The following is a 12,426-nucleotide window of genomic DNA, read 5'->3' as shown; positions in this document are numbered from 1 at the left end:
GTTGCGTAAGCTAGCTTTAATCGTCTTATACATACATAATTTTGCACTAACTGTGGAAAAATAGAGTTATCTTGCATAAAGGAGGAGATATTATGTCTTTCAAAGATCAGTTCAATAAAAAGAATAATAACAATTCTAAGCAAAACAATGAGAAGGAAACGCCATTACAACGATCTAATCAACACGATGTAGAATTTGCTGAAGAAGCGGCTAGTGAAGCCGGATTGACTTTAGAAGAGTACAAAAAAAACAAACCACAGTAATCTATACAAAACAAATAAGCCGCTGTAAACGTACCTATAGCACGTATACAGCGGCTTATTAAATTGTCGATTCATGATTATTCAATTTCAGTTACATAAAGAATACTCATTCGATTTGTAATGTCGTTATTCTATTAGCAGGTTTCAGCTATGAAATTTTATTCATTAACTCTGCCTGCTGATAGGCATAACGCAATTCCTCTCTAACTCGAACAACCTCTCCAATAATAATAAGCGCGGGATTTGTTAATTTATTGCGAGTAGCTATCTCACTCATATCTTCAAGCGTGCCAGTAAACACTCTTTGATTAACCGTCGTCCCTTGCTCAATTAAGGCCACTGGAGTAGAAGGTAACTTACCATTGCCCAATAACTGAGCCTGTATATCGGCCAATTGACTCACCCCCATATATATTGCTAATGTATCGACACTATGTGCAAGTAAATCCCAACGTACTGGCTTACTCCCCTCTTGGCATCGCGTACCAGTAACACAAGCAAATGATGCAGCATACCCTCGGTGAGTGATAGGGATACCGACTCCAGCTGTTGCACCAAGCACAGACGTAACACCAGGCACAACCTCATAAGCAATACCATTAGCAGCTAGCTCCAATATTTCCTCTCCACCTCTACCAAAAACAAAAGGATCTCCACCCTTGAGACGAACAACTTTCTTCCCTTTCAACGTATAGCTTACCAAAGCTCGATTAATTCGCTCTTGCGTCATCGTGTGCTGCATTGGTGCCTTACCACAATAAACTAAGTCCGCATCTGGTCGTGCATACTCCAGTAATTGTTCGTTAACTAATTTGTCATACATAATGACATCCGCTTCTTGGATACGACGTATCGCTTTAATGGTAATAAGCTCTGGATCACCCGGTCCTGCACCAACAATATAGACCTTGCCAATTGCACCTCTCATAATACACCGTTTTTCTCTTGTTGGAGCTCTGATTTAACTACTTGGAGCTTCCGAGGGAAAATTGTAGTTCCCTTTTTATGCGATAAATATACTAGCAAACCCGTGAAAACTGCACCACCTAAAAAGTTACCAATAAGAACAGGGATTTGATTCCAGAACCACCAATCCCCCACACTCACATTAGCACCAAGTATCATCCCAGCGGGTATAACGAACATATTGACAACCGCATGCTCAAAGCCTTGTGCGAAGAAAATTAAGATCGGGAGCCACATTGCAATAATTTTGCCACCTGTTGACTTTGATGTTAGCGCCATAACAACACCGAGTGTTACCATCCAGTTACACAGTATCGCTTTGACGAATACAAGTAACATCCCTTCAGAGCCTAAGCTTTTGTAGCCCAATGTTTTTGCTTCAGCAACATTAATCAGGTTCTGGATCATCGGTGCATCCATTTTCGACCACATATTCGTTATAACTATAATATATAGAAGTGCATAGAAGCCACAGCCTATCAAATGCCCCAAAATAGAGTACCCATAATTCGCCAGCATGCGGGTGAACGTCGTTTTCTTCTCAAGTACGGATAGCGGAATTAATGCAAAATTACCTGTTACAAGCTCCAAACCTAGCAACACAATAATGACAAAACCAACTGGAAAGACGATCGCTCCTGCAAGACCAATTCCTGTTTGCGCAGTAGCTGTGAAGGCAAGTGTAGTCGCACACGCAAGTATTGCTCCTCCTAGAGAACCACGAATAATCGTTTGCATTGCACTAGAGTTGGCCTTATTTGCACCATTTTCAATCATTGTTTCCAATACTTCCGCAGGCTTGACATAGCTCATTCCACACTCACTCCTTCAATAAACTCTATCCAAATTAATTAGCCGGAAAGTTAGATTGTAATATAGACATCTCCACTTTCTCTATCTACTTCAGTTTCAAATGTTGTAACACAGCCATCATCAGGTTCTTGCACGCGACCACTACGTATATCGATTTTCCAATCATGTAATGGACAATGCACCTTTCCTCCGCATACCATACCTTCCGAAAGCAAACCGCCTTTATGTGGGCATTTATTCTCTACCGCTAGCACACTTCCATCGGATAGATGAAAGACAGCAATATCAATATTTTGAATTCTTAATTTACGCGAACTTTTCACATCGATATCAGATATCTTTCCAATTAAAGTTTTTGTAGCCATAACCGCTGCCCCCTATCTCATTGCTGACTGTACGTCAGTAAGTTGTTCAAAGTTTTTGCGAAGCTCTTTGTCTTCAATAATTTCTTTCCATGGATCTGTCGTTAGACTGATTGTCTTCTCAATTCGATCAACAAGGGCCAATCGATCCTCTTGGTTTGCAAGCGCGCTTTTCACATAATCTAGACCTACTCGCTCGATCCAATGCGCTGTACGCTCGTTCCAAATTGCATTTTCGCGATACAGTTGTAGGTACGCCGATGACCATTCCATTACTTCATCCTCTGTTTTCACGACACAAAGAAAATCCGTCACTCTAACCTTCACACCGCCGTTACCACCAACGTGAAGTTCCCAGCCACCGTCGATTGCAACAACACCGAGATCCTTAATCGTAGCTTCCGAACAGTTGCGTGGACATCCTGATACAGCTAGCTTCACTTTAGACGGAGCATTCAAACGCTCATATGCTTTCTCCATACGAATTCCCATCGAGATCGAATCTTGAGTACCAAACCGACAGAAGGTGGAACCGACACATGTTTTCACAGTACGTAATGTTTTACCGTAGGCATGACCAGACGCCATATCGAGCTCTTCCCACATTTTCGGTAAATCTTCCTTCTTCACACCTAACAAATCAAGACGTTGACCACCAGTGAATTTAACCATAGGCACATCGAATTTTTCGGCCACCTCAGCAATCTTTTTCAAATCAGCCGGTGAGGTCACACCACCATAAATTCGCGGTACAACTGAGAATGTTCCGTCTTTTTGAATGTTGGCATGATAGCGTTCATTCGTAATACGTGACTCCTTCTCATCTATATACTCTTCTGGATATAGCATACCGAGGTAATAATTGAGCGCTGGTCGGCACTTGGTACAGCCTTCGGTTTGATTCCAGCCTAGTACGTTCATAACCTCTTTCACGGTTAATAGCTTCATAGACGTAATTTCCGCTACAATCTCATCTCGATTCAATGTTGTACATCCACAAATACCTTCCTTAACAGGTTCACCTACTTGATCTCCTGCATACACTTTGAGCAAACCTTCTACAATCGGTTTACAACCACCACATGAAGCCGATGCCTTCGTGCACGCTTTAACTCCAGCTACTGTTGTACAACCCTTTGTCTGAATTGCATCAGTAATCGTCGCCTTAGATACCCCATTACATCCACACACGATTTCATCCTCGGCCATCGACTCGTATCTACTTAAGCTAGATGATTGCCCTCCCAATTGATCTAAAGGGATACCAAGCAGTAATTCCTTTTCTTTACCTTCGACTGATTCACCCTTCTTAATTAAGGAGAATAATTCCGGTCCATCTGATATATCACCAAACAACACAGCGCCTACTAGTTTTCCATTCTCAATAACAATTTTCTTATAGGTGGCACTAAGATCATCCTGAATACGTAATGCCTTCGTACCTACATTTTCAACAAATCGACCAGCAGAGAAAACATCAACCCCAGACACCTTAAGTTTTGTTGAAGTAACCGAGCCTGCATAACCAGCAGTGTCAACACCTGCTAGCTTTTTCGCAAGAACTGCCCCTTGCTCATACAGCGGAGCTACAAGACCATACGCAATACCGCGATGTTCCGCGCATTCACCCACTGCATATACACCAGGCACACTCGTCTGCATAAAATCATCGACAACAATACCTCGATTAATCTCAATTCCTGATGCTTTGGCAAGTTCAATATTAGGTCTAATTCCGACTGCCATAACAATTAAGTCAGCCTTCACTTCACTACCATCGGTAAATTGGAGTGCTTTGACTCGGCCACGGCCTGTAATACTAGCCGAATGCTTATTCAACAAAAATTCCATCCCTTGTGATTCAAGTTCTCTTTGTAACATTCGTGATGCAGGTTCATCGAGTTGTCTTTCCATTAGATAATCGTGAATATGAACGACCGAAGCTTCCATCCCCAAGTGAAGTAGACCTCGTGCCGCTTCAAGACCAAGTAAACCTCCACCAATAACGACCGCTTTCTTATATTTTTTGGCTGTCTCCATCATAATTTCACAGTCATGTATATCTCGGAAGGCAATAACTCCTTCTTTATCCGCTCCCGGAATCGGTAGCATAAACGGTTTTGAGCCTGTAGCAATAATTGCCGTCTCGTACGAAAACTCCATCCCAGTTTGCGTCGTTACAATTCGACGATTCGTATCCATCTTCGTAACCTTTTGCCCTGTAACCAGTTGAATACGATTTTCTTTGTACCAATTCATATCATTAATAATTATCTCTTTCATTTCTGCCCCACCTGTAAGCACAGAAGATAACATAATCCGATTATAGTTAGGATGTGACTCTTCTCCAATAATCGTGATGTCATAGGCATCAGGTGCCAACTTAAGTAGATGCTCGATCACCTTTACTCCAGCCATACCATTTCCGATTAATACTAATTTCTCTCTTTTTACCATAATTATCTCTCCTCTCCACATTACCCAACCGACTTACTACACCTTTCCTAAGTAATCAATTTGACCAATGAAACTAGAAAAAGCCTAACTCACAATTTGCACTATGACACACGCATGGCGTGTCATAAATTGCATAAATTGCGAAGTCAGGCTCCATTGCCGCTTCAATCGAATACATCATTGTATCCGAGAATCTTTGCTATTCAATTTCGATAAACTCAATATACTACACCCTTTAGGTTGATGTAAAGATATGTAACACAGTTTTTTTATTTTTTTGAAAATATCGACATACATCACCTTCTGTGTTATATATATTAACATACGTTAGTTATTATACAACATGCAAGATGTATATACTCATTAGGAAGGGAGTGAGTCTCCCATATGCGTTCAATATTAATGTTCTCAGGCTACACTGTTGATTCGAGGTCAACCACAGATTCCGAAGTAGCTTTACCTACACATCTCTTGGAGGAATGTGGATATCTCGTTAATCACGCTCTCACCACAAAACAAGCCCAGAAAGAAATCATCAATGCTGATATGATCTTATATATTTTATCGTTAGATGAAGTAAATCATTGGACTCCTATACTTACAACACTGAAAAGACTACCCACTCTGTGGTGGTGCAATGAAACCACGTCACAGCAGTCTAGAGAATTTTGTGAAAATGATCCTTCTATCGATGGGATATTAACAGCAAACATGAATGACTTCGAACTACACTGGGCATTACATTTTGCAGCCAAACAATGCTTTGAACGCCAACAATGGATAACAGAACGTAAATTACTTGAAGAAAAAATTGAGGAACGAAAATGGATCGATAAAGCTAAAGATATTTTATGTAAAATGAAAAACATTTCCGAAGCAGAAGCTTATGATTTACTACGCAAACAAGCTATGAATGATCGCAAACGAATGGTTGACGTTGCTTCATCGATCGTAAAGGCTTATCAATTACTATTGAAATAAATCGAGGGGGCGCATATCATGTTCACAAAATTTTTAAAGGAAGTAGGGCGCGGCAAAAGAGGCGCTCGTGATTTAAGCTATGAGGAATCACTCGAAGCTGCTAACTGGATCTTAGCGCAGAAAGCTACTCCTGCCCAGACTGGGGCATTTCTTGTTGCTGAACGAATTAAAATGGAAAGCGTGGCTGAATTAGAGGCATTTGTTGTCGCTTGTCGTAATCTCGCCTTCCGTTCACCTATACAGAAGGGAATTGATTGCACCGGTCCATATGACGGACGTACGAAATCCTTTTTCGCCTCATTCGCTACTGCATTTCTGCTTGCTGCCGCGGGTTTACCTGTTACACTCCATGGGTCAGCTACTCTCCCTCCAAAAAGAGGAGTTACCATTCATGATATATTAACAACTAGCGGAATAGATATCGAGCATATGACCAAGGAACGTTCAATCAATATCGCCAAGCAAACAGGAGTACTATACGTCCCATCTGAGCAATGGTGTCCTCCACTAGCGGCAATGCGATCTATTCGCGAAGAGCTAGACATGCGTACAATTTTTAATACAGTAGAGAAACTAATCGATTATTCACACTCTCCATATCTCGTATTCGGGGTATTTCATAACACTGTATTTAACCGTATGAGTGAATTATTACATCATCTTGGCTATAGTAAGTCGCTCATAGTGCAAGGTGTTGAAGGCTCAGAAGATTTATTTATTGATCGTCCTACACGGACGTATCTCGTCGAAAATGGAGAGGCACAGCTGAGCGTTATTGATCCTGATCTATACGGACTAGAAACAACATTACCTGACAATATAACGTGGACCGCAGAAGCACAATTCCGTACAACGGAGGAAATTTTGCAAGGTGGGGGACATATTGCACTAGCTAATCAAGTATTGCTTAACGCAGCTACTCGTCTAAGTCTCACAGGTCACGTCAATTCCATCGAACAAGGAATATATACTTGTAAGGCACTTTTGGAAAATGGTACCGCCTGGGAACTCTATAGTCATTGGAAAAATGCGATGCTAGATAAAAACCATGAATTTTCGACCAATTGAACTTTATTATCAAACGTTAATGGAGCAGTTTCTTCGTAATTTTCACGATGAAGAAACTGCTCCATTTTTCTAATTTGTATAAAACCCGCTTATGGCATGTTATTCAGTTAACTACTCCGTTATCAATTCATAAGCTGATATATGTTTAATTTTTCTCGCGATGAGCATAGATACCGCGTAGGCTAACAGTGTAATCATCACACAAAACATAATAATGACTGGATAATTGACAATAAAATTCACACTACGAATACCTACACTAGAGAGGAGCAGCGCTAATAATTTATTCGTGTACAAACTACCAAGTAATCCACCGATTACTACTCCAACGATGACAATAGGCACAAAGCTCCAAGCAATTTGGTTCATTAATTGTAACGTAGTATAACCGATTCCCTTTAATATTCCGAATTCTTTCTTACGCTTTGTTATGATCGTCTTAATAACAAGATAGAGTATAAGAATAACCACTAACATCGTGGTGATAAGAATAATGAGCATAATGAGGAATACCGCTGAACTATATATCCCTGTCTGACTTTCTAGCGTCTCATCTACATTAATAATATCTTCTATTGCATATCCATAGCCTTGTTGAATCGCTGTAATAAGCTTACTATTCTCGGCGCCATCGGAATAAATATTGAGGCTGAAAGGTTCATAATCAGGAAGATGATTCGTAATACCTGCTAATGTAATTGCTGCAAATTCGCCCATAAAATTAATCGATTGACTTAAGCCAGTAATGAGGTAGGCATAAGATTGATGACCTACAGAAACAGTAACCATATCTCCTATATCCTTTTTAAGTAACTTCGAAACTGACCATGAGATTGCAATTTCATTATCATATTGAGGTGCTCGACCTTTATAGACCGTGTTGTTATTAAGCTTGCTGTAATCATTAGATATTTGGGTATAGAAGCTTTGATCATCAATATCCGTTAAGATAGTATCAAGAATAGTTACCTTCTCTACACCTTCCATTTTCTCTAATTTTTGAGCTAACTCATCTTCATTATAATTACTCATGACAATAATATTTGAAGTTTCTGATCCGACCATGTGAATAAACGTCTGTTTTTCTTTTGCAATATTATAATATAGTACTATCGAAAATACTGAAGCAAACGTAATCGCAGTGACAATAATAACTAACATAATATTTTGCTTTATATTAGCTAGCAATGTTTTGCTTGCTAATAACAGGTGAATGGAACCATTCAATTTATCCAACGGGATAAGGTTCTTTCTGAAGTTATGAGTGTGAATTCCTCCACGTAACGATGCAACAACTGTCAATTTCCTTATTCTACTCGTTGAGAATAAGATGACGATAAGCACCAATAGCGATATAAGTACAACACTCAATATATTGATAAAGCCATTAAAACTTGCATGCCATACTAATCCTGTTAGTGATGATATGACCTCGCCCAACAATGGATTTACAACATAAGAACTTGCTACCCCCAAAATACTAGCAATGCATGTAATCGATAGAAATTGAATAATGATGGATGAGATAATCTGATTATTCGTGTATCCAAGCGCCTGAAGTATTCCAATATTAACCATTCCATCTTCAATGCTAGTACTAACGCGGAATTTGATGACAATTAAGGAGACTACAACAATAATTGCAGCAAATGCAACTAGAATCATGGCGATAATATTGACTGCCATTGAATTAGAAGTTTTCATTACATTAATCTCGGCGTCCCAATAATATCCGTTAAATTCTCCAAATTGCAATTGTGGGAAATTTCTCTTGAAATCTGCAAGAAGCGTAGCTGCTTGGGATTGATCATCTAACATTACAGATAACAGAATACCAGACTCTTTCGCTTCTAGCTGTTGAGATAGCATATTGTAGGTGCTATCTGGCAAATAAACCTTCATCAACCCCATATTATTACTACCAAGCATCGTTGCCTCAAAAAATGCTGCAATACGATACGTATAATTATTATCTTTATAATTTATTGAAAACGTGTCACCTAATTGATAACCACCACTAGTTTTGAGGATATACGGTAAGTAAATATCAGTTTCTTGCACAGTATCAAGTTGTTCAATTAATGCTAATGGTGCAATCAAACTCTCTGTTTTCGCATTAAGGAAAGTTAAGCCGTGACTCATATCACTTCCCCCATATTGAAACAGAGCGGAATTCATTATTAACGTTTGTTCTACTGCAATCTCACTAACTCCATCATAGGAAGAGAAATATTGTTCGTAACTTTGATCATAGTTAGCTTGATCGATAACAATCGCAGCATGAGCATCACGAAGCTTAGTTACTTTATCATCATAAAAGGTATTCATCTGGATAATGATTGTAATCCCTAGATTAAGCAGCATGGAAGCTAGAAATATCAGTATAAATAAGGATGTAGCAGCGCTTTTATTATGCTTTATATTAGCGATGGCAAGGTTAGTAAGTTTCATACTACCACCCCATTTCAGTTAGAAATGCTTTTAACTTTTCACTTCGTCCCTGATTATCCTTCACATCGTATACATCTAATCTCAAATCACCACATATTGTACCATCACGTAAATAGATAATACGATTCCCTCGTAATGCTGTTTTGACATCATGGGTAACCATAACGACGCTCTGCCCTAACCCATTAACCATTGTCATAATATCAAGTACAGAATCACTAGATGCTGAGTTAAGCGCACCTGTCGGTTCGTCTGCAAACACAATTTTCGGATTATTAATTAACGCCCGCACAATTCCAACCCTTTGAGCTTCACCACCAGATAATTGCGACGGATATTTATGCCATGATATTTCCGACAAACCTACTTGTTGCAGCAATTCTTTTGCTCGCTGTACGATCTTCTTTTTATCTTGCTTCACAAGCAATCCACTCGTTAATATATTATCTAACACGCTCATATTGTCTAATAAATGCATCTGTTGAAATACAAATCCACAATGATTTCTTCTGAATATGGCAAGTTGATCATGACTGAACACCGAAATTTCTTTTCCTTCAAATTGAATTTCTCCTAATGTAGGTTTATCCATACCACTAAGTGCATATAGCAGCGTTGATTTCCCTGAACCTGAACTGCCCATAATAATTGTAAAATCTCCTTCATAGAGATTCATATTCAAATTTTTTAATACATGTTGCTGCATGCCTTGATTGGAAAATGTTTTACATAACATTTTAGTGCTTAAGACTACGCTTTGCATGACATTGTTCTCCTCTTCATACTCTATTGTCCCTATGCTCAAACCCACTTCGATAAGCAAACAAATAGGACTGTATATTCATTACAGTCCTATCATACAAGATCAATTCTTAGTTAATCTTTGCTCAATTCTTAACGGTTTCTTAAATGTTTGAACTACCTTCCAATAAAGGTTCAAAAAGTGGGCTTTCAGAATCGAGAAGATGAGGCGCTACTTGAGAAAGGCGGAAGCGCAAGTGTACGTTATTGGTACACGCGAACCGTACTTTCCAAGTTCGCTTCAGCTTCGATGTCGAGTACGCTACGTTAGCATACACATCGTTATCAAAGTCCGCTTTTTGAACTTCCTCTTAGGCGAGTTTAATGTGGACAATAACAGTAAACCCGTCTGCCCGATTACAGCACTCAATCTCACCTTGCATATGTTGCATGAAATATTGCGATAAATACAAGCCCAGACCTGTGCCATTGTTCCCATCTATATTATGACCTCGATAATATTTATTGAACAGGAAAGGCAGTTCATCTTCGTTGACTCCTTGACCAAAGTCTCTAAACTCAAGGACAAGATGAGTAGCATTAATATCGTTCGTAATATGTACTGCGGTTGCTGCGTATTTGTAGGCATTACTCAATATATTATCAAATACCTGTTGCAGCCGAAGCTCATCTGTCAGTATAATGCATGCCGGCAAAGGGTCACATACAATATCATTGTCGTACGTTGCCTTGCTGATCATTTCAAACAGAATATTGCTTGATTGTTCCGCTACCTCTACCTTTAATTGCTGTAATTCTTCTAATGTTGCATGAAACATATCTGTCACAAGTAAATTAATCTGCTCTGCTTTGGCATAGATCGTATGTAATTGCTGCTGTTGCTTGTCATCATTAACCTTTAATAACATTAACTCACTAATCGCTTTAATGGATGCCACTGGAGTTTTGATATCATGACTTAAGCTAGCAACAAGCTCTTTTTTACTTTGATTCGCATTATATTCGTTACTGCGTGCGATCGCCAGTTCTTCGCGCATAATATCAAAGCTTTCAGTAAAAGCTCCGAATGGATTGTTAGATTCAACTTCTAACGGTGTATCAAGATTGCCTCTCGCAATGTTCGTAGCAAATTGTTGTAACTTATTAAATGGAGTAAAAACAGTAGCTTTCAGCACTACGATGTAACCGATACTAATGATTAATAACATTGCGAATATAATGATTAACAAAGTTAATAATTGATGTTTCATCTGTTCAAGAACGCTAGCTTCTTGGTGGTAGACAATAACTTTACCTATTAATTCATCTTGTTCATATAAATCAATGATACTCTCTCGATCCTTAATGGCATTATAGAGCGTATTAAATGTTACGTCCGATGATTGATATATCACTTGCTCATCAAAATCTACGATTGCTATATTCGAGTTTTGTTCAATACTTTCAAACTGTCCTTGCTCGATATCCGTCCAATTCAGCTCAATCTGCTGGACAAGTTCATTAATCGCTACAATATCAATTGAAACAGTCTTCTTCTGCTCGATAATTAATACTGTAGCGATAATTGCTACGATATATACAATGACAAGTAGACCAATTATTCGTCTGATCTTCATTAACTTTGATCCTCAAGAACATAGCCAGTTCCCCAAACGGTACAAATATATTGCGGATCATTGGCATTCTTCTCGATTTTTTCACGTAAATGACGAATATGAACATTCAATGTACCATCACTTGTTATCGAATCACCCCAAACCTCTTGAAACAATTCATTCTTTGAAATGACTCTATTTTTATGCTTTGCTAAATAACAAAGTAAGCGGTATTCCATTGTTTTCAATTTAATCTCTTCGTTGTTAACACGCACTCGACATAGATTACAATCAATCACGACATTGCCGAATTGAAGAGTTTCTGTTGAAACTACTTGATTTCTGTACCTTTTCAATACAGCTTTCACTTTTGCAAGTAATACACTTAACGTATATGGCTTCTGAATATAATCATCACCACCAATATTAAGTGCAATTAGTACATCGTCATCACTAGAACGCGCACTAATAAATAGAATTGGGATTTGTGTTGTTAAGCGGAGCTTCTTACATAGATCAAAGCCTGATGTCTGACCCAAATTAATATCTAACAATATAATTGCAACGTCATGCTGCTGTAAAAAACGTTCACATTCCGCAGCACTAGTTACATAGGATGACTTTACATCAAACATATTGAAATACTCACATGTTGTTTCGGCTAGTGCCAGCTCATCGTCGACGATAAGACAATCATACTGCATGTTA

11 protein-coding genes are annotated in these 12,426 nt (G+C 38.8%); 3 read left to right on the top strand and 8 right to left on the bottom strand.

Going from position 1 to position 12,426, the window contains the following annotated elements; all coding sequences use genetic code 11:
- Positions 1-92: 92 nt before the first annotated feature.
- Positions 93-263 carry a hypothetical protein gene (locus AC1TO5_RS06350; RefSeq protein WP_482061964.1) on the top strand — a complete coding sequence of 57 codons (171 nt, stop codon included), beginning with the start codon at positions 93-95 and terminating at the stop codon, positions 261-263.
- Between the two features lie 148 nt (positions 264-411).
- On the opposite strand, the gene cobA is transcribed toward AC1TO5_RS06350, so the two are convergent.
- Genes cobA through nirB form a run of 4 tightly spaced genes read right to left on the bottom strand, consistent with a single transcriptional unit; the run spans position 412 to position 4,861 of the window.
- Positions 412-1,179 (bottom strand): uroporphyrinogen-III C-methyltransferase, encoded by a 768-nt coding sequence (gene cobA / locus AC1TO5_RS06345; protein WP_482062478.1) that lies wholly within the window; start codon positions 1,177-1,179, stop codon positions 412-414.
- 8 nt (positions 1,180-1,187) lie between these two features.
- A complete protein-coding gene (locus tag AC1TO5_RS06340) occupies positions 1,188-2,042 on the bottom strand; it encodes a formate/nitrite transporter family protein (RefSeq protein WP_482061963.1) in 855 nt (284 codons plus the stop codon).
- Between the two features lie 50 nt (positions 2,043-2,092).
- The gene (nirD, locus tag AC1TO5_RS06335) at positions 2,093-2,407 is read right to left on the bottom strand and encodes a nitrite reductase small subunit NirD (protein ID WP_482061962.1); all 315 of its coding nucleotides are present in this window, start codon (positions 2,405-2,407) and stop codon (positions 2,093-2,095) included.
- Positions 2,408-2,419: 12 nt separating this feature from the next.
- The gene (nirB, locus tag AC1TO5_RS06330) at positions 2,420-4,861 is read right to left on the bottom strand and encodes a nitrite reductase large subunit NirB (RefSeq protein WP_482061961.1); all 2,442 of its coding nucleotides are present in this window, start codon (positions 4,859-4,861) and stop codon (positions 2,420-2,422) included.
- A 387-nt stretch (positions 4,862-5,248) separates the two neighbouring features.
- Here nirB and AC1TO5_RS06325 point away from each other — a divergent pair, with 387 nt between their 5' ends.
- Together AC1TO5_RS06325 and AC1TO5_RS06320 are read left to right on the top strand one after the other, a co-directional pair.
- Positions 5,249-5,842, top strand: coding sequence for an ANTAR domain-containing response regulator (locus tag AC1TO5_RS06325; RefSeq protein WP_482061960.1), 594 nt, complete (start codon positions 5,249-5,251; stop codon positions 5,840-5,842).
- A gap of 15 nt (positions 5,843-5,857) precedes the next feature.
- Positions 5,858-6,910, top strand: coding sequence for an anthranilate phosphoribosyltransferase (locus AC1TO5_RS06320; protein WP_482062477.1), 1,053 nt, complete (start codon positions 5,858-5,860; stop codon positions 6,908-6,910).
- A 111-nt stretch (positions 6,911-7,021) separates the two neighbouring features.
- Here the strand turns inward: AC1TO5_RS06320 and AC1TO5_RS06315 are convergent, their stop codons facing one another.
- The 4 genes from AC1TO5_RS06315 to AC1TO5_RS06300 all read right to left on the bottom strand — a co-directional run bounded on the left by AC1TO5_RS06315 (position 7,022) and on the right by AC1TO5_RS06300 (position 12,422).
- Entirely contained in the window at positions 7,022-9,361 is a 2,340-nt protein-coding gene (locus AC1TO5_RS06315) for an FtsX-like permease family protein (RefSeq protein WP_482061959.1), read from the bottom strand.
- 1 nt (position 9,362) lies between these two features.
- A complete protein-coding gene (locus AC1TO5_RS06310; protein ID WP_482061958.1) occupies positions 9,363-10,124 on the bottom strand; it encodes an ABC transporter ATP-binding protein in 762 nt (253 codons plus the stop codon).
- Between the two features lie 349 nt (positions 10,125-10,473).
- Positions 10,474-11,739, bottom strand: a complete 1,266-nt coding sequence (locus tag AC1TO5_RS06305) for a HAMP domain-containing sensor histidine kinase (protein ID WP_482061957.1) — start codon at positions 11,737-11,739, stop codon at positions 10,474-10,476.
- Positions 11,739-12,422, bottom strand: coding sequence for a response regulator transcription factor (locus tag AC1TO5_RS06300; RefSeq protein WP_482061956.1), 684 nt, complete (start codon positions 12,420-12,422; stop codon positions 11,739-11,741). Before AC1TO5_RS06300 ends, AC1TO5_RS06305 begins: the two co-directional genes overlap by 1 nt.
- Positions 12,423-12,426 lie beyond the last annotated feature (4 nt).

Source organism: Paenibacillus sp. Y930 (assembly GCF_056786375.1).
This window is presented reverse-complemented; position numbering and strand designations above follow the sequence as displayed.